This window comes from Nocardioides sp. GY 10127 (assembly GCF_004919085.1).
Lineage (GTDB): Bacteria > Actinomycetota > Actinomycetes > Propionibacteriales > Nocardioidaceae > Nocardioides.
In genome coordinates this window covers 434,203-455,097 of sequence record NZ_STGL01000002.1, presented here as the reverse complement: position 1 = coordinate 455,097, position 20,895 = coordinate 434,203, and the positions used below count along the sequence as shown (strand labels likewise).

18 protein-coding genes, 1 tRNA gene and 1 rRNA gene are annotated in these 20,895 nt (G+C 72.7%); 12 read left to right on the top strand and 8 right to left on the bottom strand.

Going from position 1 to position 20,895, the window contains the following annotated elements; all coding sequences use genetic code 11:
* Positions 1 to 270: 270 nt before the first annotated feature.
* From rrf to E8D37_RS03725, 4 genes are all read left to right on the top strand, one after another.
* A 5S ribosomal RNA gene (gene rrf, locus E8D37_RS03740) occupies positions 271 to 387 on the top strand.
* 130 nt (positions 388 to 517) lie between these two features.
* Entirely contained in the window at positions 518 to 1,552 is a 1,035-nt protein-coding gene (locus E8D37_RS03735; RefSeq protein ID WP_136568398.1) for a tetratricopeptide repeat protein, read from the top strand.
* 159 nt (positions 1,553 to 1,711) lie between these two features.
* Positions 1,712 to 2,509 (top strand): protein phosphatase 2C domain-containing protein, encoded by a 798-nt coding sequence (locus E8D37_RS03730; protein WP_168929602.1) that lies wholly within the window; start codon positions 1,712 to 1,714, stop codon positions 2,507 to 2,509.
* 196 nt (positions 2,510 to 2,705) lie between these two features.
* The gene (locus E8D37_RS03725) at positions 2,706 to 3,224 is read left to right on the top strand and encodes a DUF3145 domain-containing protein (RefSeq protein WP_136568396.1); all 519 of its coding nucleotides are present in this window, start codon (positions 2,706 to 2,708) and stop codon (positions 3,222 to 3,224) included.
* A gap of 161 nt (positions 3,225 to 3,385) precedes the next feature.
* Here the strand turns inward: E8D37_RS03725 and E8D37_RS03720 are convergent, their stop codons facing one another.
* The 7 genes from E8D37_RS03720 to E8D37_RS03690 all read right to left on the bottom strand — a co-directional run bounded on the left by E8D37_RS03720 (position 3,386) and on the right by E8D37_RS03690 (position 10,846).
* Entirely contained in the window at positions 3,386 to 3,865 is a 480-nt protein-coding gene (locus E8D37_RS03720) for a hypothetical protein (protein WP_136568395.1), read from the bottom strand.
* A 178-nt stretch (positions 3,866 to 4,043) separates the two neighbouring features.
* Positions 4,044 to 5,501: a carboxyl transferase domain-containing protein gene (locus E8D37_RS03715; RefSeq protein WP_136568394.1), complete on the bottom strand. Its 1,458-nt coding sequence runs from the start codon at positions 5,499 to 5,501 to the stop codon at positions 4,044 to 4,046.
* Entirely contained in the window at positions 5,501 to 6,751 is a 1,251-nt protein-coding gene (locus E8D37_RS03710) for a beta-ketoacyl-[acyl-carrier-protein] synthase II (protein WP_136568393.1), read from the bottom strand. Before E8D37_RS03710 ends, E8D37_RS03715 begins: the two co-directional genes overlap by 1 nt.
* Before the next feature lie 125 nt (positions 6,752 to 6,876).
* Positions 6,877 to 7,122, bottom strand: coding sequence for an acyl carrier protein (locus tag E8D37_RS03705; RefSeq protein ID WP_136568392.1), 246 nt, complete (start codon positions 7,120 to 7,122; stop codon positions 6,877 to 6,879).
* Between the two features lie 161 nt (positions 7,123 to 7,283).
* The gene (locus E8D37_RS03700) at positions 7,284 to 8,282 is read right to left on the bottom strand and encodes a beta-ketoacyl-ACP synthase III (protein WP_136568391.1); all 999 of its coding nucleotides are present in this window, start codon (positions 8,280 to 8,282) and stop codon (positions 7,284 to 7,286) included.
* A complete protein-coding gene (locus E8D37_RS03695) occupies positions 8,282 to 9,466 on the bottom strand; it encodes an acyltransferase domain-containing protein (protein ID WP_136568390.1) in 1,185 nt (394 codons plus the stop codon). The genes E8D37_RS03700 and E8D37_RS03695 overlap by 1 nt, the downstream gene beginning before the upstream one ends.
* A gap of 123 nt (positions 9,467 to 9,589) precedes the next feature.
* The gene (locus E8D37_RS03690; RefSeq protein ID WP_136568389.1) at positions 9,590 to 10,846 is read right to left on the bottom strand and encodes a helix-turn-helix domain-containing protein; all 1,257 of its coding nucleotides are present in this window, start codon (positions 10,844 to 10,846) and stop codon (positions 9,590 to 9,592) included.
* Positions 10,847 to 11,043: 197 nt separating this feature from the next.
* On the opposite strand from E8D37_RS03690, the gene E8D37_RS03685 reads away from it, so the two are divergent.
* Positions 11,044 to 12,051, top strand: coding sequence for an alpha/beta fold hydrolase (locus E8D37_RS03685; protein WP_240770160.1), 1,008 nt, complete (start codon positions 11,044 to 11,046; stop codon positions 12,049 to 12,051).
* A gap of 121 nt (positions 12,052 to 12,172) precedes the next feature.
* Here E8D37_RS03685 and aceE read toward each other — a convergent pair whose 3' ends face one another.
* Entirely contained in the window at positions 12,173 to 14,965 is a 2,793-nt protein-coding gene (gene aceE, locus E8D37_RS03680; RefSeq protein WP_168929601.1) for a pyruvate dehydrogenase (acetyl-transferring), homodimeric type, read from the bottom strand.
* Between the two features lie 409 nt (positions 14,966 to 15,374).
* On the opposite strand from aceE, the gene E8D37_RS03675 reads away from it, so the two are divergent.
* From E8D37_RS03675 to E8D37_RS03645, 7 genes are all read left to right on the top strand, one after another.
* A complete protein-coding gene (locus E8D37_RS03675) occupies positions 15,375 to 15,815 on the top strand; it encodes a DUF3052 domain-containing protein (RefSeq protein ID WP_136568388.1) in 441 nt (146 codons plus the stop codon).
* 147 nt (positions 15,816 to 15,962) lie between these two features.
* A complete protein-coding gene (locus tag E8D37_RS03670; RefSeq protein WP_240770159.1) occupies positions 15,963 to 17,645 on the top strand; it encodes an AMP-binding protein in 1,683 nt (560 codons plus the stop codon).
* Positions 17,646 to 17,666: 21 nt separating this feature from the next.
* Complete coding sequence (locus E8D37_RS03665) at positions 17,667 to 18,161, top strand: peroxiredoxin (protein WP_136568387.1); 495 nt, start codon at positions 17,667 to 17,669, stop codon at positions 18,159 to 18,161.
* A 174-nt stretch (positions 18,162 to 18,335) separates the two neighbouring features.
* Positions 18,336 to 18,407 (top strand) — tRNA-Val (locus E8D37_RS03660).
* Between the two features lie 226 nt (positions 18,408 to 18,633).
* Positions 18,634 to 19,014: a dihydrofolate reductase family protein gene (locus tag E8D37_RS03655; RefSeq protein ID WP_206055545.1), complete on the top strand. Its 381-nt coding sequence runs from the start codon at positions 18,634 to 18,636 to the stop codon at positions 19,012 to 19,014.
* 43 nt (positions 19,015 to 19,057) lie between these two features.
* The gene (locus E8D37_RS03650; RefSeq protein ID WP_136568386.1) at positions 19,058 to 19,876 is read left to right on the top strand and encodes a shikimate 5-dehydrogenase; all 819 of its coding nucleotides are present in this window, start codon (positions 19,058 to 19,060) and stop codon (positions 19,874 to 19,876) included.
* Between the two features lie 319 nt (positions 19,877 to 20,195).
* A complete protein-coding gene (locus E8D37_RS03645) occupies positions 20,196 to 20,777 on the top strand; it encodes a TMEM165/GDT1 family protein (RefSeq protein WP_136568385.1) in 582 nt (193 codons plus the stop codon).
* The last annotated feature ends 118 nt before the right edge of the window (positions 20,778 to 20,895 follow it).

Sequence of the window (20,895 nt, the reverse complement as noted above, 5' to 3'; positions counted from 1 at the left end):
CGACCGGTACTAATAGGCCGAGGGCTTGTCACCACACTCCTACACTGCACACACAAACAAACACACGAGATGGTTTGTGGTTGAGCGTGTTCGCGTCCACTGATTGAACAACCAGACGACCACGAGGTCGCCGGCGGTTGGTGCGAGGATTCGTCTTCGTACGACCGACCGGGCTATGATCTCGGTCGAGATATGAATAGTGGCTTGGCCACGCAGGTCGAACTCCCGGAGCCTGCTCCGGTCGAGGCCGGCAGCGTGAGCCGCAAGAGTTACGGCGGCCATAGCGAGAGGGAAACACCCGGTCCCATCCCGAACCCGGAAGTTAAGCCTCTCAGCGCCGATGGTACTGCAACCGCGAGGCTGTGGGAGAGTAGGACGCCGCCGGACATTCTTTTGAGTAGGGGCCGCCCGGGATGGGGCGGCCCCTACTGCTTTTTGCACCACCATGAACACCTGCACCAGCACCAGCGGGCTCTGCCCGCACGTCACCGGGTAGCACCGGAGGAGGAGTCGCACCATGGCCGAGAACCGTCGACCCAGCAACGGGGACCGCAAGCCGAGCGGACGGGGCTACGGCTCGTCGTCGGGTCGTTCCGGCGGGAGCGGCCGGCCGTCGCGGGACTCCCGCGGTTCCTCCTCGGAGGGCCGTTCCTCCGGCGGTGGTCGAGGGGCGTCCTCGGACTACCGTGGCGGCAAGCCCGACTCGCGTGGCGGCAAGCCCGACTCGCGTGGCGGTAAGCCGGGGGGCCGCTCGTCCGGGTCGTTCGACGACCGGGGCAAGCGTGGTGGCGGGCGCCCGTTCCGGGAGGAGCGTGCGGGCGACGAGGACCGTCCGAAGCGGACCCCCGAGGAGCAGGCGCGGTACGACGGCCCTGAGTTCCCGGAGGGGATCACGGGCCGCGAGCTCGACCGTTCGGTCGCAGCGCAGCTGAAGGGCCTTCCGGAGAAGGTGTCGGCCCGCGTGGCCCGTCACCTGGCTGCGGCCGGGGCCCTCATCGAGTCCGATCCTGAGACGGCCTACGGGCACGCGGTGGCCGCGAAGCTCCGGGCCCCCCGGCTCGCGGTCGTGCGGGAGGCCGCCGGCGAGGCTGCCTACGCGGCCGGCCACTACGCCGAGGCCCTTGCGGACCTGCGGGCCGCCAAGCGGATGAACGGTGCGACGGACTACCTGCCGATCATGGCTGACTGCCACCGCGCTCTCGGGCAGGCCGACCAGGCGCTGAAGCTCGCCAAGAGCCCCTCCGTCGCGAACTTCGCGGCGCCGGCCAAGGCGGAGATGACCATCGTCGAGGCCGGTGCGCGCCGGGACCTCGGACAGATCGACGCCGCCCTGCGGACGCTGGAGCTCGCGCCGCTGCAGAGCAAGAGCCGGGAGGCCTGGGTGGTGCGGCTGCGCTACGCCTACGCCGACGCGCTGGTCGAGGCCGGCCGCCCCGCTGACGCCCTGGCCTGGTTCCACCGGACCTACGCCATCGACGCGGACCAGCTCACGGACGCAGCCGAGCGTGCGGCAGAGCTGGAGAAGAACGGCGCGAGCGACAGCCAGGGCTGATCTCCGCTGGGCCGGGCCTGGCGGCCGGCGGCGGAAGCCGTCGGCGGGCTCCCGGTCACAGCGGATGCCCAGTTCGGGCCCAGACCTGCTGGCTATCCTGGACACGTCCGAGACCCGTGAGGGTCGCCCGTGACGGGTCCGGGAGGTCGCATGTACCGCTTGCAGCGTCTCAGTGCGTCGAGCGTGGCCGGATGCGTCCGCCCGGAGAACGAGGACGCCGCGTTCGTGGGCCCGCACGTCGCCGTCGTCGCTGACGGGGTGGGCGGTTCCCCGGCCGGGGAGGTGGCCTCAGCGTCCACCGCGTATGTCTTCGCCTCGAGCTTCTTCCTGCCGCCGCGGCCCGGAACCGGTGCGTCGCGCCTCGAGAGGGCCTACGCGGACGCGCGGGCCCTCCTGGCGCGCGGGGAGGTGGACGTGCCGGCGCGGGCCGGGATGGCGACGACGATGTCCGCCGTGGTGCCGGACGAGCGGCGGGTCCTGGTCTGCCACGTGGGGGACACCCGGGTGCACCTCTGGCGCGACGGTTGCCTCTCGCGCTTGACCACCGATCACACGTGGGTCGAGCACATGCTGTCCCGGGGCGTGCTCCGCGCCGACCAGGCGGTCACGCACCCGTACCGCCACGTGGTCGTGCGGTCCCTGGCCGCGCAGGCCGACAGCGGCGAGCCCGACGTGCTCGCGATCGACGTCGAGCCTGGGGACAGGCTGTTGCTCACCACCGACGGGGTGCACGACGTGCTCGGGGAGGGTGCCCTGGCGGCCGCCGTGGCCGGGGGCGCCGAGGGCGCGGACCGGATCGTGGAGATGGCCCTCCGTGCCGGGTCGCGGGACAACGTCACCGCACTCCTGGTGGAGGTGCTGGACGACCCGCCGGTGGTGGGGGACGGGCTGGTGCTGGGCGCGCTGCGGGACCCGGCCCACGTCGTGGACCCCGCGCAGGGGTACGCGGTCGCCTGACGTTCCCGTGCACGGGCCGGCACCGGGAGCGCACGGCGTCCACGGCCCGGGCCGTTGCGGTGTTTCCACTGGTGCGTGAGCGACTCATGAGTCACAATGGGCGGCACAACCACATACCTGTCATTCGGACGATCCTGCGACGAGGGCACGAGACCGCTGGGGAAGGCGTAGCTCGCGCTGAACGAAGGAGAATCCGGTGAACCACTCTGCTGCCACCCGTGCCGTCACGAGGGGTGTGCTTTTCGTGCACTCCGCGCCGTCGGCGCTCTGCCCCCACCTCGAGTGGGCTGTGGGCGGTGTCCTCGGCGCGCCCGTGAGCCTGGACTGGACGCCCCAGCCGGCGCAGCAGGGGACTTTCCGGGCCGAGCTGTCCTGGACCGGGCACCTCGGTACGGCGGCCGCGGTCGTCTCCGGCCTCAAGGGCTGGGACAAGCTCCGCTTCGAGATCACGGAGGAGCCCACGCCGTCCTCGGAGGGTGCTCGGTACTCCTACACGCCCGAGCTCGGCGTCTTCCACGCCGTGACCGGCCTCCACGGCGACATCCTCATCCCCGAGGACCGGCTGCGTGCCGCCGTCGTGAAGGCGGCCATGGGGGAGACCACGGTCGAGCTCGAGGTGGACAAGCTCCTTGGCAAGCCCTGGGACGACGAGCTCGAGACCTTCCGGCACGCGGGTGAGGGCGCGCCTGTTCGCTGGCTCCACCAGGTCGTCTGAGCGCTCCGTCTGAGCGCTCCGTCGCAGCGGGCTCGTCCGAGCAGGCCCGCAGCGTCCGCACGCACGATCCGGCCCGCCCTCGCGCCGAGCTCCCGTGGCACTGCCACGGGGCGCGGGAGGCGGGCCTCGTCGCGCCTGCAGGTGCCGTGTGACCCGCGGTCTCAGGCCTTCGGCCGCCGCAGGCGGAAGTGGGTCGGGTCCACCCAGCCGGCGTGCTTCTCCCACCCGGTGTAATAGGTGAGCTTCGCGCGGATGGTGAAGCGGCCCGGGCTCGTGGTGCCGCGGCAGAAGCGGAACGTCCCCGTGCCCTTCTTGCGGTCCCCGCCGGAGAGGAACCCGCCGGAGGCGATCGTGTCGCCGTCGGGGTCGACCAGGAACGTCTCCAGGCCCCACGAGTCCGCGTCGGGAGGCGAGACCCGGTACCCGTAGGTGTAGTCGTGGCAGCCGCGGTGCAGGCGCCCGTCCTGCGCGCTGGTCGCGCCGTAGGCGGCCATCCGGTGGGCGCCGGCGGCACCTGCAGCACCGACCGTGCCGCAGAGCAGGGTGCCGACGGGGAGTGTCACGGCGAGGACGGCGGCGGCGAACCCGGCCGCCCGTGGGCGCGCGCGTCGACCGGACGAGGCCGGGGGGAGCGTCGGCATGGGTACCTCCAGGCGGACCCGAGTGTCCGCTGTGTGACGTGCGTCATGCGACGGTGCCACGAACCCGGCCACATGGCAACACTCGTGCTCCCGCCGGGCACGCGAAGAGGCCGCGCTCCCAGGGGAGCGCGGCCTCTCGACGCAGGGGGCGGCCCCGCCCGAGGGCGGGACCGGCCGGTCACAGCGGGATGTTGCCGTGGGCCCCGCGGTGGACGCCGTGCGTCTGGATGGCGTCCTCGATCGCCTGGGCCAGCGTGGAGCGCGTGGCGGTCGGCTCGACGACCTCGTCGACGACGCCGATCTCGATGGCCTTGTCCACGCCACCGGCGATCCGCTCGTGCTCGGCGGCCAGCTCGGCCTCGACCTGGGGACGGATCTCCGGGGCGACCTCCGCCAGCTTGCGCCGGTGGAGGATGCGGACGGCGGCCACGGCGCCCATGACGGCGACCTCCGCGCCCGGCCAGGCGAACACCTTGGTCGCGCCGAGCGAGCGGGCGTTCATGGCGATGTAGGCACCGCCGTAGGTCTTCCGGGTCACCAGGGTGACGCGCGGGACCACGCACTCGCCGAAGGCGTGCAGCAGCTTGGCGCCGCGGCGCACCACGCCGTCCCACTCCTGGCCGACACCGGGGAGGTAGCCCGGGACGTCCACGAGCACGATGAGCGGGACGCCGAACGCGTCGCACATCCGGACGAACCGGCTGGCCTTCTCGGCGCTCAGGGAGTCCAGGCAGCCACCGAGGCGCAGCGGGTTGTTCGCCACGACGCCGACGGTGCGACCGCCGAAGCGGCCGAGCGCGGTGACGATGTTCGGGGCCCAGCGGGCGTGCTGCTCGAGCATCGTGCCCTCGTCCAGGACGCCCTCGACGAGCGGGTGCACGTCGTAGGCGCGCTTCTTGGACTCGGGAAGGAAACCCGCCAGGTCGACGTCCTCGACGTCGGAGACCCGGAGGCTGCCCTGGGCGCCGAGCAGGTGCGCCGTGGTGCGGGCCCGCTCCAGCGCGTCCTCCTCGGAGTCGGCGACCTGGTGCACGACGCCGGAGCGGCGACCGTGGGGCTCGGGACCGCCCAGGCGGAGCATGTCGACGTCCTCGCCGGTCACGGAACGCACCACGTCCGGGCCGGTGACGAAGATGCGGCCCTCGGGGCCGAGGATGACGATGTCGGTGAGCGCCGGCCCGTAGGCGGCGCCACCGGCGGCGGGGCCGAGCACGACCGAGATCTGCGGCACGACGCCGGAGGCCTGGGTCATGATCTGGAAGATGCGGCCCACGGCGTGCAGGCTCAACACGCCCTCGGCGAGGCGGGCGCCGCCCGAGTGCCAGAGCCCGATGATCGGGATGCGGTCCGTGAGCGCCCGGTGGTAGGCGTCCACGACGACCTTGCAGCCGTCGTCACCCATGGCGCCGCCCATGACGGTGGCGTCGGAGCAGAAGGCGACCACGGGGGCGCCCTTGACGGTGCCGACGGCGGCGAGCATGCCCGAGTCGTCGTCGGGGGAGATCAGCTCGAGGCTGCCCTCGTCGAGCAGCGCGGTGAGGCGCTTGACCGGGTTGCGCGGGTCCTGGTCGCGGGGGATCTTGACCTTCTTCGCCGGCGCGGCCGGGGCGGGGGTGGTCTCAGCGGTGGTGGTCATCAGTTGCTCCCGAAGACGACAGCCACGTTGGCGCCGCCGAAGCCGAAGGAGTTGTTCAGGGCCACGATGTCGCCGACCGGCAGGTCGCGCGGCTTGGTGGCGATGTCGAGGTCGACGGCCGGGTCCTGGTCGTCGAGGTTGATCGTCGGCGGGCTGACCCGCTCGACGACGGCCTTGATCGTCGCCACGGCCTCGAGCGCCCCGGCGCCACCGAGCAGGTGGCCGGTCATCGACTTGGTGGAGGTGACGACGACCTGGCGGGCCCGCTCGGAGCCCAGGACGGCGTGCAGCATGAGGCCCTCGGCGATGTCGCCCTGCGGGGTCGAGGTCGCGTGCGCGTTGACGTGCACGACCGACGAGGGGTCGACGTCGCCCTCGGCCAGTGCCCGGCGGATCGCGCGGGTGCCACCGCGACCCTCGGGGTCGGGCTGCGCGATGTCGTGGGCGTCGGAGGTGATCGCCGCGCCGAGCACCGTCGCGTAGATGCGGGCCCCACGCGCCTTGGCGTGCTCCTCGCTCTCGATGACGATGCAGCCGGCGCCCTCGCCGAGGACGAAGCCGTCGCGGCCGGTGTCCCAGGGGCGGGAGACCGCGGTCGGGTCGGTGTCGTTCGCCGTGCCCGACTTCGACAGCGCCATCATGTTCGCGAAGGCCGAGATGTTCAGCGGGTGGATCGCGGCCTCGGTGCCGCCGCAGACCACGACGTCGGCGCGGCCGAGGCGGATCTGGTCCAGGCCGAGGGCGATGGCCTCGTTGCCGGAGGCGCACGCCGACACCGGGGTGCTCGCGAAGGCGCGGGCGCCGAGGTGGAGCGAGACGGTCGCGGCCGGGGCGTTCGGCATGAGCATCGGGACGGCCAGCGGCGAGACGCGGCGCGGGCCCTTCTCGAGCAGCTGGTCGTAGTTGCCGAGCAGGGTGGTCACGCCGCCGATGCCGGAGGCGAAGGCGACGCCCAGACGCTCGGGGTCGACCTCGACGCCGTCGAGGCCGGCGTCCGCCCAGGCCTCGGTGGCGGAGATCAGGGCGAACTGCGACGTCCGGTCGAGACGACGGGCCTTGACCCGGTCGAGGACCTCGCTGGGGTCGACCGCGGCGCGACCCGCGATCCTGACGGGCAGGTCGGCGGCCCAGTCCTCGGTCAGCGGGGCGATGCCGGACCGGCCGGCCAGCATGGCCTCCCAGGTGGAGGCGACGTCCCCGCCGAGGGGGTTGGTGGTGCCGAGTCCGGTGACGACGACTCGCTTCGACATGTGCACAGGTCCTTGGGGTAGGTCGGACGGGTGGAGCGGCCGCGGCGCCTCCTGCGGAGCGAGGTGCCGGGCGTCGCGGTGCGGACGCCCGGGTGCCGGTGGGCACCCGGGCGTCCGCGTCAGGCTCAGGCCTGGGCGCGCTCGATGTAGGCGACGGCGTCGCCCACGGTCTTGAGGTTCTTCACCTCGTCGTCGGGGATGGAGACGCTGAACTTCTCCTCGCAGGCCACGACGACCTCGACCATGGACAGGGAGTCGACCTCGAGGTCGTCCACGAAGGACTTGTCCAGCTGGACGTCGTCGACGTCGACACCGGCGACCTCGTTGACGATCTCGGCGAGGTCGGCGCGGATCTCTTCGGTGGTGGCCATGGGCTTCCTTTTCTCCTCGGGTGGCGTGCCGGTCGGCACGACCTGAATCGTGGTGGTGCGGGTGCTGCCCGCTCGTTGCGGGCGGCCGGGTGGTGCTGGGGTGCTGCTGGGGTGCTGCTGGTGCCGGGCGCGGGCCCGGGGAACGTGGACCTCGGAGGAGGTCAGGGGACGACGACGACCTGGGCCGCGTAGGCCAGGCCCGCGCCGAACGCGATGATGAGGGCGACGTCGCCGGACTTGGCCGTGCCCTCCTCGAGCATCCGGTGCATCGCCAGCGGGATCGACGCGGCCGAGGTGTTGCCCTGCTCGGCGATGTCGCGGGCGATCTGCACGTGCTCGGGCAGCTTCATGGCCCGGGCCATGGCGTCCGTGATGCGGTTGTTCGCCTGGTGCGGGACGAACACGTCGAGCTGGTCGGCGGTGATGCCGGCGCGCTCGAGGGCCTGGAGACCGACCTTCGCCATCGTGAACGAGGCCCACCGGAACACCGGGTTGCCCTGCATCACCAGGTGCGGGACGGTGCGCTCCTCGGACTCGAGGACCTCCAGCCAGGTCTGACGGTTCCGGATGAGCTCGAACTGCTCGCCGTCCGAGCCCCAGACCACGGGGCCGATGCCGGGCACGTCGCTCGGGCCGACCACGGCCGCGCCGGCACCGTCCGCGAAGATGAAGGCGGAGGAGCGGTCGTCGGGGTCGGTGATGTCGGAGAGCCGCTCGACGCCGATGACGAGGACGTGGCCGGCGGACCCGCCGCGGACCATGTCGTTGGCCAGGGCGACGCCGTGGCAGAAGCCGGCGCAGGCCGCCGAGATGTCGAACGCCGCGGCCTGGTCCGTGCCGAGCTCGTGGGCGACGAGGGTGGCCAGGCTCGGGGTCTGGAGGAAGTGCGTGACCGTCGCGACGACGACGGCGTCGATCTGCCGGGCGTCCACGCCGGAGGCCTCGAGGGCCTCCCGGGCCGCGCTGACCGCCATCAGCTGGACGGTCTCCTCCGGGGTCGCCCAGCGGCGCTGCTTGATGCCCGAGCGCGTCTGGATCCACTCGTCGGAGGAGTTGAGCCGCTCGACGATCTCGCTGTTGGGCACCACGCGCGAGGGGCGGTAGGCACCCACGCCCATGATCCGGGAGTAGGCCGCGCCGGTGGGGGAGAGGAGCGCCATCAGAGGGAACCCTCCGGGTGGAGACGGAGCAGGGGCTGGCCGGGCGAGACGAGGTCGCCGTCCTCGACGAGCCACTCGACGACCTGGCCGCCGTGCAGGGCCTTGACGCTCACCTCGTCGCGGCTGGAGGCCACGCGACCGATGCTCGCGCCCGGGGCGACGAGGTCGGTGTCGCCGATCTCCTCGCCCACGTGGAAGGTGCCCTTGGCCGGCGAGACCACGACGCGCCAGGTCGGCGTGAGGTCGAGCCCGGCGGGCTCGCCGTGCTTGTCGATGAAGGCGCGGGCCTCGTCGATCTGGTCGGGGCCGTTGAACGAGAAGGTCTCGACGCCCTTGAGCGCGCGCTTGGCGATGCCCGTGAGCGTGCCGGCCGGCGGCATCTCGAGGATGCCGGTGACGCCGAGGTCCGACATGGTCTCCATGCACAGGTCCCAGCGGACCGGGGAGGAGATCTGGCCGACGATCCGGCGCAGGACCTCGCGGCCCTCGTGGACGACGCGGCCGTCGCGGTTGGAGATGACCCGGGTGCGGGCGTCGTGCGTGGTGACGGCGGCGGCCAGATGCTCCAGGTGGCTCACGGCCGGGGCCATGTGCACGGTGTGGAACGCGCCGGCGACCGAGAGCGGACGCAGACGGGCCTTGGCGGGCGGGTTCTCGGCGAAGGCCGCGAGCTGCTCCATGGTGCCGGCCGCCACGACCTGGCCGGGGCCGTTGTCGTTGGCCGGGGTGAGCCCGGCGGCGGCGATCGAGGCGAGCACCTCGTCGCGGTCGCCACCGAGGACGGCGGTCATGCCGGTCGGCGTGACCGCGGCCGCCTGGGCCATGGCCTTGCCCCGCTCGCGGACGAGGACCATGGCCTGCTCCGCGGTGATGGCGCGGGCGCCGGCCGCGGCTGCGATCTCGCCGACGCTGTGGCCGGCCACGGCGCCGATGCGCTCGAAGGCGTCACCCGGGTGCGGGAAGAGGTGCAGCGCCGACACGAGGGCCGTGGCGACGAGGAGCGGCTGCGCGATCTGGGTGTCGCGGATCGTCTCTGCGTCGGCCTCCGTCCCGTAGTGCGCGAGGTCGAGCCCCGCCACGGTCGAGAGCCAGTGGAACCGCGCCGCGAAGGCGGGGTCCTCGAGCCAGGGCGTGAGGAAACCGGGGGTCTGGGCTCCCTGACCGGGAGCGACGATGACGAGCACGGGACCACTCTGCCGTTGTCGGACCCCACGACTCATCCCCGGCGCGCACGATTTTCTGGGGGGTCTCTTTGTGGGAACCCGACAAAACAGGCGCTGGTTGCACCGACGTTGCGCCGATGCGCGTCAGCTGTCGGGGGTCTCGGTCGCCCGGCCGGACTGGCGACCCAGCACCAGCGCCATGCTCAGCGTCAGCGCGTCACGGGGCTGGGTGGGCGACAGGCCGGTGACGTCGGCCACGGAACGGAGCCGGTAGCGGACCGTGTTGGCGTGCACGAAGAGGGCCCGCGCCGTCGCCTCGACGGACCCGCCCGCGGCCAGGTAGGCCGACAGCGTCGTCGTGAGCGCGCCGCGGGACTCCACGAGCGGAAGGTAGACGTCCTCGACGAGGTGGCGGCGCGCGTGGCCGTCGCCGGCCAGGGCCCGCTCCGGCATGAGGTCCTCGGCCGGGACCGGCCGCGGGGCGCCCGGCCAGCCCGCGGCGGCGCGCAGCCCGGACATGGCCGAGCGGGCGGAGAGGTGCGCCTCCGCCAGCCCGTCCGCCACCGGCCCCACCACCACGGGCCCGGGCCCGAACGCGGGGACGAGGCACGCGGCCGCCTTGCCCGGCTCCTCCGCCCCGCCGAGCACCACGACGAGCCGCTCGCCCTGGACGGCGCACATGGCGTCCATCCCGGCGCTGCGGGCGCGGCGACGCACCTCGGCGAACAGGTCCGTCTCGGTGCGTCGCTCCGGGACCTGGCCCAGCACCACGACCACGCCGTCGTGCGCCGTCCACCCCAGCGCGCTGGCCCGCGAGAGGATCGCCTCGTCGGTCTCGGAACGCAGGACGGCGTCCACCACGAGGGCCTCGAGCCGGGCGTCCCAGGCGCCGCGCGCCTCCGCGGCCCGGGCGTAGACCTCCGCGGCGGCGAACGCGACCTCGCGGGCGTAGCGGAGCACGGCGCCGTGCACGACCTGCGCCTCGTCGGGCGGCAGCAGCGAGTCGATGTCGGCCTCGATGGCGTCGATGGACAGGCGGACCAGGTCGACGGTCTGCTGGAGGCTGATGGCTCCGGCGAGCGCGCGGGGCGCGTTGCCGAACACGGACGCGGCGAGGGCCGTGCCGGAGCGGGCGGGGTCGTCCGCGCCGTCCTGCGCGTACCACTCGACGAAGCTGCGGACGCCGTTCTGGACGATCTGGCCGACCCAGGCGCGATCCTCGGCCCGCATCTCGCGGAACCAGGGGAGGGCCGAGTCCATCCGGGCGGTCGCCGCCGTGCTCAGGGTGCCGGTCGCGCGGAGGAGGGTGTCGGAGGAGGGCGGCGGGATCGCCGGTGCCGAGGTCTGCTCCTGCCCCTCGGCCGAGCGACCCGTCCTTCCTCCAGCCGTGCCGCTCGCCATGCCCGCAGGGTAGTGCAGGGACACGCCGCCCCGGGCGCGGGCGGCGTGGGCGGCACGGGCCGGGCGCGAGGCGCTGCAACGTCACCGCAACGCGCGTGTGATGCACTTCTCACGAACTCGCGTCGGGGGCCCTGTCCCGGGTTACCGTGGAGTACCTGCCCCGGGCGCGCGGCGCCCGGGTGGAGCAAGGAGGAGCCGTGCCGACCCTGACGCCACCGCGACGCCCCTTGCTCGCCCGCCGCGACGCGGCGCCGTCGCGGGGTGCGCACGAGGTCCGGTTCGTCACCATCCACGGGCACCGCCGCGCGTACGTGAAGGCCGGCAAGGGCCCGACCCTCCTGCTGCTGCACGGCCTCGGCTGCGACCACACGACCTGGTCCGGCGTCATCGACCGGTTCGCCGAGCACTTCACCGTCATCGCCCCCGACCTCCTGGGCCACGGTGCCTCCGACAAGCCGCGCGCGGACTACAGCGTCGGCGGGTACGCGAACGGGATGCGCGACCTGCTGACCGTGCTCGGCGTCGACAAGGCGACCGTCGTGGGCCACAGCTTCGGCGGCGGGGTGGCGATGCAGTTCGCCTACCAGTTCCCCGAGCGCACCGAGCGCCTCGTCCTGGTCGCCTCCGGCGGCCTGGGCCCCGAGGTCACCCCCGTGATCCGCGCCGTGACCACGCCGGGGTTCCACCGCGTGATGGGCGCGCTGACCCTGCCCGGCGTCCGCCACGTGGGGACCACCGCGATGACGGCGCTCTCGACGCTCCCGCTGCCGGCCACCCGCGACCTCGACGAGGTCGCCTCCATCTACGACTCCTTCAAGGACCCGGCCGCACGCGCCGCCATCGCCCACGTCGTGCGCGCCGTGGTCGACTGGCGCGGCCAGATCGTCACGATGGCCGACCGCGCCTACCTCACCGAGGCCATGCCCATGTGCGTGCTGTGGGGGACGGACGACCACGTCATCCCGGTGAGCCACGCGGCGAACGCGGCCGTGCTGGCGCCGAAGGCGCGGATCGAGATCCTCGACGGCAGCGGCCACTTCCCGCACAAGGACGAGCCGGGGCGGTTCGCCGACCTGGTGCTGGACTTCTGCGCGTCGACGACACCGGCGGTCTACTCCCGTGCCCGCTGGCGCGCCCTGCTGCGCACGGGCCGCGGCTCGGCCATCGCGAGCGTCCCCGACGACGCGGGGGCGACCGGCGCCTGAGCCGCGCGGCGGCGCGAGTCGGGCCCACGGACGACGACACCGCCGCCGGCACCCGGTCTCCCGGGGCCGACGGCGGTGCCGTCACAGGTGCGGTGGTGCCGCCCGTCCTCCTGGCGGAGGATCAGGCGTCACCGCCCTCCTGCATGACGCCGCGCGTCGCGGTGGCGTCGTCGATCTTGTACTGCGCGAAGGCCTTCTCCACCAGGCTCGGGTCGATGTCGCCGGCGTCCGCGAGGCCCTGGAGGGCACGGACGACGACCGACTCGGCGTCGATGTTGAAGAACCGGCGGGCGGCGGGGCGGGTGTCGGCGAAGCCGAAGCCGTCCGCGCCGAGCACGCAGTAGTCGCCGGGGACCCAGCGGGCGATCTGCATCGGCACCGCCGTCATGTAGTCCGAGACCGCCACGTACGGGCCGAGGCCACCGCCGAGCTGGGTGGTGACCCAGGGGGTGCGCGAGGGCTGACCCGGGTTCATGAGGTTGTGGTCCTCGGTGGCGACCGCCTCGCGGGCCAGCTCGTTCCACGAGGTCACCGACCACAGGTCGGCGTAGACGCCCCAGTCCGCGGCGAGCATCTCGGCGGCCTGCTTGATCCACGGGAACGCGACGCCCGAGGCCATGAGCTGGACGCGGGGGCCGTCGCCCTCCATCGAGCCGACCTTGTGGACGCCCTTGAGGATGCCCTCGAGGTCGACGTCCTCGGGCTCCTTGGGCTGGCTGACCGGCTCGTTGTAGACGGTCATGTAGTACACGACGTCCTCGCCGTTCGGGTGTTCCGGCGTCGAGCCGTACATCCGCTCGAGGCCGTTCTGCATCACGTGCGCGACCTCGTAGGCGAACGCCGGGTCGTAGTGCACGACGGCCGGGTTGGTCGTGGCGAGGAGCGGGGAGTGACCGTCCGCGTGCTGGAGGCCCTCACCGGTCAGCGTGGTGCGACCGGCGGTGGCGCCGATGAGGAAGCCGCGGCCCATCTGGTCGGTCATCGCCCAGATCGAGTCACCGGTCCGCTGGAAGCCGAACATCGAGTAGAAGATGTAGAACGGGATCATCGGCTCGCCGTGGGTGGCGTAGGCGGTGCCCGCAGCGGTGGCGGAGGCCATGGCGCCGGCCTCGGAGATGCCCTCGTGCAGCAGCTGGCCCGAGGTGGACTCGGTGTACTTCAGCAGCAGCTTGCGGTCGACGGACTCGTACTGCTGGCCGTGCGGGCTGTAGACCTTGGCGCTCGGGAACATGGCGTCCATGCCGAAGGTCCGGTACTCGTCCGGCGCGATCGGGACGATCCGCTTGCCGATCTCCTTGTCGCGCATCCAGTCCTTGAGCAGGCGGACGGCGGCCATGGTGGTGGCGATCTTGTTCTTGCCGGAGCCCTGCTTGAGCTCGGAGTAGATCTTGTCGCCCGGCAGGGTCAGCGGCTTGGCCTTCACCTGACGCTTGGGCAGCGAGCCGCCCAGGGCGCGGCGGCGCTCCATCATGTACTCGACCTCGGGGCTGTTCGCGCCGGGGTGGAAGAACGGGGCGGCACCGGTCTCGTCGTAGGAGCGCTCGAGCTCCGCGTCCGAGATCGGCAGGTAGAGCCGGTCACGGAACTTCTTGACGTCGTCCTTGGTCAGCTTCTTCATCTGGTGCGTGGCGTTCTTGCCCTCGAGGGCGTCGATCGTCCAGCCCTTGATGGTCTTCGCCAGGATGACGGTCGGCTGACCGGAGTGCTTGGCCGCCGCGTCGAACGCCGCGAACACCTTGCGGTAGTCGTGGCCGCCGCGCGGGAGCTTGCGGATCTGGTCGTCGTTCATGTGCTCGACCATCTTGCGCAGGCGCGGGTCGTCACCGAAGAAGTGGTCGCGGACGTAGCCGCCGGACTCCACCGAGTACGTCTGGAACGCACCGTCGGGGGTCGAGTTCATCTTGTTGACGAGGGCGCCGTCGACGTCGCGGGCGAGCAGGTCGTCCCACTCGCGGCCCCAGACGACCTTGATGACGTTCCAGCCGGCGCCGCGGAAGTTCGACTCCAGCTCCTGGATGATCTTGCCGTTGCCGGTGACCGGGCCGTCGAGCTGCTGGAGGTTGCAGTTGATGACCCAGGTGAGGTTGTCGAGCTCCTCGCGGGCCGCGACGCGGATCGCGCCCAGGCTCTCGGGCTCGGCCATCTCGCCGTCACCGAGGAACGCGTACACGCGCTGCTCGGAGGTGTCCTTGATGCCGCGGTTGTGCAGGTAGCGGTTGAACCGCGCCTGGTAGATCGAGTTGATGCCGGTGAGGCCCATGGAGACCGTGGGGAACTCCCAGAACTCCGGCATGAGCCGCGGGTGCGGGTAGGACGACAGGCCCTTGCCCGCGCCGTGCTGCACCTCCTGGCGGAAGCGGTAGAGCTGCTCCTCGGTGAGCCGGCCCTCGAGGAAGGCGCGGGAGTACATGCCCGGGGACGCGTGGCCCTGGATGTAGACCTGGTCGCCACCGCCCGGGTGGTCCTTGCCGCGGAAGAAGTGGTTGAAGCCCACCTCGTACAGCGAGGCCGAGGACTGGTAGGTGGCGATGTGGCCGCCGACCTCCAGGCCCTTGCGGTTCGCGCTGGAGACCATCATGGCGGCGTTCCAGCGGATGAACGCGCGGATGCGTCGCTCGATCGCCTCGTCGCCGGGGAACCAGGGCTCGCGCTCCGGCGGGATGGTGTTGATGTAGTCCGTGCTCCGCAGGGCCGGCACGCCGACCTGCTCCTCGCGGGCGCGCTCCAGCAGACGCAGCATCACGTAGCGGGCGCGGTCACGCCCCCGCTCGGACACCATCGCGTCGAACGAGTCGATCCAGTCCTGGGTCTCCTGGGGATCGATGTCGGGCAGCTGGGTCGGCAGGCCCTCGTGGATGACCGACGGGATGCCGCCGGTGCGGGTGCCGGATGAGTTCGAAGATGCCTCGGTCACCCCGTCATGTTCGCACGGGTTCCCACGGGGTGGAACGCCCCTGTCCGCGTTCCCGCACTGACGACGCTCGCGTCCGCTGAGCGGACGGAGTGTGGGGAGATTTTCCGCGTAACCCCAGGGCGGGGTGTGAGCGCCCAGGTCCGCCCCTGTCTGGACCACAGGTGACGGAGAGGCCCTGGTCCCGTGAGGTGAGAGCGCGGGAGAGGTGCCGCGGTGGCCGTCGGGGGTCCTCGGCGGCGGTCCCGGGGCTCCCCGCACGCCCGTCCGCCCGGCGCTGGGGAACGCGAAAACTGCTGGTCGAAGGGCACGAGTTGCGTGTCAGAGGTTGCGCCTGAGTGCCGGTTCCGATGGACTACGCCTCACAGCGTCCGCGACAGAGGGTCCGGACGCACCGCAGACGGAGGTCCACGTGAGCTCGACCGCGGGTGGCGGGTCCACCCAGACAGACACCGCGTCCGGCGCCGGCGCGCGCCTCGGCTTGGGCGCGGGCATGGTCGTGCAGGAGCTCGGTTGGGACAACGACACCGACGACGCCCTGCGGGTCGCCATCGAGGACACCATCGACGCCGACATGGTGGACGGTGACTACGGCAACGTGGTCGACGCCGTCCTGCTGTGGTGGCGGGCCGACGACGGAGACCTCGTCGACGGCCTCGTGGACGCGCTGACCGACCTGGTCGGCGGGGGCTCCATCTGGCTGCTCACCCCCAAGGTGGGTCGCCCGGGCGCCGTCGACCCCTCCGACATCGCGGAGGCCGCCCCCATCGCGGGCCTGGCCCAGACGACGACGGCGAACGTCTCCAAGGACTGGTCGGCCACCCGCCTGGTCGCCCCCAAGACGCCCGCCTGACGGATCAGGCCGACGGGCCCGGCTAGAGGCCTGATTCGGTGTCCACGCGTGCGCCGAACCTCGTCCGAGGGGTGTCCGGGAGCGCGTTCGACGCCTAAGGTCGGGCTCAGCCCGCAGCGCAGCGGGCGCAGACCTGCGGAGGTGTCCGTGCCGTCCAGCCCGTCCTCGTCGCCCGACCTCGTGGGCGCCCCGCCCGCCGTGCTCGGTCGCACCCCGTCGTCCACGCTGGCACGCCTCGCCTCGACCGCCGGGGCCTCCGCCCGGGTCCTGACCCGGGCCGGCGTGGTGCGGCCCTACTCGCCGCGCGTCCTGGCGCGGCTCGGGGCGACCCTGGCGCACTGGGGCACCGGAGCCGCCGGCGGCTTCGCCACGCTCGAGGCCCGCGCGCCGGACGCGGTCGGGTTGGTCGACGAGCTGGGCGAGCTGACCTGGGGGGAGCTGCTCGGGCGCTCCCGGGCGATCGCCCGGGGCCTGGCCTCGCTCGGCGTCGTCGAGGGCGACCGCGTCGGCCTCCTGTGCCGCAACCACCGAGGCTTCGTCGAGACCTCCATCGCCGTGTCGATGCTGGGCGCGGACGTCCTCTACCTCAACACCGCCTTCGCGGCTCCGCAGGTGCGCGACGTCCTGGCGCGGGACGCCCCGCGCGTCGTCGTCCACGACGAGGAGTTCACCCCCGTGCTCCCCGAGGGCCCGCGCCGGGTCGTGGCGTGGCGCGACTCGGACGAGCCGGGCACGGTGGGCCTGGACGACCTCGTGGCCGCGCACGACCACGGGCCGGTGCGGCCGCCCTCGCGCCACGGGCGGACGGTCATCCTCACGTCCGGCACCACCGGGACGCCCAAGGGGGCCCCGCGGGCCTCCGCCGGGATCGACGCCGGGGTCTCGCTCCTGTCGGCCCTCCCGCTGCGCGCCGGCTGGCGCACGCACGTGGCGGCGCCGCTGTTCCACACCTGGGGCTACGGGCACCTGGCGCTGTCGATGCTGCTCGGGTCGACCCTCGTGCTGACCCGCCGCTTCGACCCCGAGGACTGCCTGGCCCTGCTCGAGCGGGAGCGCTGCCAGTCCTTCGTCGTCGTCCCCGTCATGCTCCAGCGCATCCTCGCCCTGCCGGAGGAGCGGCTGGCCCGCGCGGACCTCAGCCGGGTGCGCGTCGTGGCCTCCTCGGGGTCGGCGCTGCCCGGGGACCTGGCCGTGCGGTGGATGGACCGCTTCGGCGACCACCTGTGGTCCACGTACGGCTCCACCGAGGTCGCCTACGCCTCGGTGGCCGGGCCGGCGGAGCTGCGTGCCGCGCCGGGGACGGCCGGGACGCCCCCGTGGAACACGCGGGTGGAGGTGCTGGGCGACGACCTGGCACCCGTCCCGCGAGGGTGCACGGGGCGGATCTTCGTCGGCAACGGGCTGCTCTTCGAGGGGTACACCGGCGGCGGCTCGAAGGAGGTGGTCGGCTCGATGATGGCCACCGGCGACGTCGGGCGGGTGGACGACGCGGGCCGGCTCTTCGTCGAGGGACGCGACGACGAGATGATCGTCTCGGGCGGGGAGAACGTCTTCCCGCAGGAGGTCGAGGACTGCATCGGCACCATGCCGGGCGTGGCCGAGGTGGCGGCGATCGGCGTGCCGGACGAGGACTTCGGCCAGCGGCTGCGGGCGTTCGTGGTCCGCACCGCGGCGGGGGAGGGGTCGGGCACCCCTACCGGCGAAGAGGTCCAGGAACGGGTCAGGGACAATCTGGCCAGGTACAAGGTTCCCCGGGAGGTCGTCTTCCTGGAGGCACTTCCCCGGAACGCGACCGGCAAGGTGCTCAAGCGGGAGCTCGACGCTCGGTAGTCGTGGTTGAGGAGTGACGTGATGGCAGAGGAGACGGTTGCGGCCGTCGCAGGCGCAGGGCTGACCCTCGGTGGGGCCGCCCCGGACTTCTGCCTGCGCGACCAGTTCGGCCAGGACGTCCGTCTCTCGGAGTTCCGCGGGCGCAAGGCCGTGGCGCTGCTGTTCTTCCCCTACGCGTTCTCGGGCGTCTGCACCGGTGAGCTCACGGGCGTGAAGCGGCGGCTCGACGAGTTCCTCACCTTCGACACCGAGGTCCTGGCCATCAGTTGCGACCCGGTCTACTCGCTGCGGGCCTTCGCCGACGGCGACGGGCTCAACTTCCCGCTGCTCTCGGACTTCTGGCCGCACGGCGAGGTCGCCCGTGCCTACGACGTCTTCGACGAGGAGCGCGGGTGTGCCCGCCGTTCCTCCTACGTCATCGACAAGGAGGGCCTGGTGAGGTGGTCTGTGCACAACGCGATGCCCGAGGGGCGGGACCTCGACGAGCACCTTCGTCAGCTGACGAGCGTCCTCTGAGCGGGCATCACTGCTCGCCTCTTCGACACGCGTAGGACATCGCGGGCACCGTGGGCTCCCGCCCGTCCTCACCCCGCCGAGGGCCCCGGGCGGGTACACTGACCACGTCGAACCGCCGGTGACCCGAGACGCCGGCGGTTCGACCTTGTCCGGGGCACTGCGACCCCGGGACACGGGCGTATAGCTCAGCGGTAGAGCTCCTCGCTTACAACGAGGCGGTCGGGGGTTCGATCCCCTCTGCGCCCACGGCTGCCGGCAGCGCGGCTGGTAGAAGTACCCGGTGACCACGCAGCACCGCGCCTGGCGCGCTCGCGCCTTCCTCGGCGCCAGCCTCGACGGCTACCTGGCCCGGACCGACGGCGAGCTGGACTGACTCACCGAGCTGGCCGACGACGTCGGCCACGCGGCCACGCGGGGCGAGCACCCGGCGCGGGAGTGGGACGACTTCCTGCCGTCGGTCGACACGCTGCTCATGGGCCGCGAGACCTACGAGACCGTCGCCGCGTTCCCCCAGTGGCCGTTCGCCGACCTGCGGGTGCTCGTGCTCAGCACGTCGTCGTCGGCGCCGCACGAGGACGCACGGGTGCGGGTCGTCGGGGGACTGGTGCAGGCGTGCGACCTGCTTGACGAGGTCGGCGCCCGCGAGGTCTACGTCGACGGCGGGCGCACCGTGCAGTCCTTCCTGGCCGCGGGGCTGCTCGACGAGATCACCGTCTCCGTGGCCCCGGTGCTGCTCGGCTCCGGGCGGCGCCTGTTCGGTGGCCTGGCCCGGGACGTCCCCCTGCGCGTCCTCGGCAGCCACGTGACGGCGGACGGCCTCGTGCGGACCACCTGGCAGGTCCGGCGCGACTGAGGTCACTGACCCGCGTGCACCGGGGGACGGGCAGAGTGGGGGCATGCCGATCCTCCACCGCGACATGACCCTGTGCATCTCCCTCTCGGGCCGGCCCTCGAACATCGGGACCCGATTCCACAACTACCTCTACGACGAGCTCGACCTGCCGTTCGTCTACAAGGCGTTCAGCACCGACGACCTCGAGGGCGCCATCCGTGGGGTGCGGGCGCTCGGGATCGGCGGGGTCTCGGTCTCGATGCCGTTCAAGACCGACGTCATGGCCTTCGTGGACGAGGTGGAGGAGTCGGCCGCGGCGATCGACGCGGTCAACACCGTGGTCAACACCGGCGGGCGGCTCGTCGCGTCGAACACGGACTACGAGGCCGTGCAGTCCCTCGTCGCCTCGCACGGCCTCGACACCTCCGCCCCCGTGCTGCTGCGCGGCTCGGGCGGGATGGCGAAGGCCGTGGCGGCGGCCCTCCAGGGCAGCGGGTACGAGGACGTCACGGTGGTCGCGCGCAACCGCGAGGCGGGCCCCGCCCTGGCCGAGCGCTACGGGTTCCGCTGGCTGCCCGACGTCCCGGAGAACCCGGTCGAGGGCGCCCTCCTGGTGAACGTCACCCCGCTCGGGATGGACGGGCCGCAGGCCGAGGAGCTCGCGTTCGACCACCGGCACCTCCACGTCGCGAGCGGCGTGATGGACGTCGTGGCGTTCCCCTCCGAGACGCCGCTCGTCCGGGCGGCACGGGACGCCGGCCTGCCGGTCGTGACCGGGGCCGAGGTCATCGCGCTGCAGGCGGCCCGGCAGTTCGCCCGGTACACCGGCGTGACCCCGACGGACGAGCAGGTCGCGCGGGCCTCCGCCTTCTCCCGGGAGTGAGCGGTCCAGGGGCCGGCCGCCCGGGGGGCGAGCAGTCTGTGAGCCGGGTGTGAGCATCGTCCCGGTGCGTCGTCCCCGGCCGGGCTGGTAGCGTGCGGCCCAGTTCGAGGGGGAGTAGTCCCCAACGCCTCGTGTCGACACACTGACCCAGCAGCACCGGGTCCGGTACGGGGGGCCGCCTGCGGCGGACGAGACCTTCGGCCGGCACTGCCACGCACCTGCGCGACCGCGCGGGTGGCACGACACGTGCCCGGCCGAGGCGCGTGTCCGTGGTGAGAACCGCAGAGCGAACCGGGTCGGGCCCGGAAAGGACCCCCTGATGGAAGCATTCCTGCTCTCGACCGCCGTGATCTTCGTGGCCGAGCTGGGCGACAAGTCCCAGCTCATGGCGATGACGTTCGCCGCGCGCTACCGAGCCCGCGACGTCCTGATCGGCATCACCGCGGCGACCGCGATCGTGCACCTGGCCTCGGTGGCGATCGGTTACTTCATCGGCTCCGCCTTCGAGTCCTACCAGGGCGTCATCGCGATCGTCGCGGGCCTGGCGTTCCTCGCCTTCGCCGTCTGGACGCTCAAGGGCGACGAGCTCACCGACGAGGAGGCCGAGAAGGCCCGCCGCAGCAAGGGCGCCGCGATCCTGGCGGTCGGCGTCGCGTTCTTCCTGGCCGAGCTCGGGGACAAGACCATGCTCGCGACGATCACCCTCGCCACCCAGGAGGGCTGGTTCGGCACCTGGGTGGGCTCGACCGTCGGCATGGTCGCCGCCGACGCGCTCGCGATCGTCGTGGGTGCCGTCCTGGGCCGCAAGCTGCCCGAGCGTGCCATCCAGATCGGTGCGGCCGTGCTCTTCGCGATCTTCGGCGTGCTGCTGATCCTCGAGGGCGCCGGCGTCCTGGGCTGAGCCGAGGTGCACGGACGGGTCCCGGCGGCCCGGGTGTGACACCCGTTACCTGACGGGTGGGCGGCCCGGGCGCCGTCGGGGGCTCGGGATACGGTGCGTCCGCGGGCGGTGAGGGTCG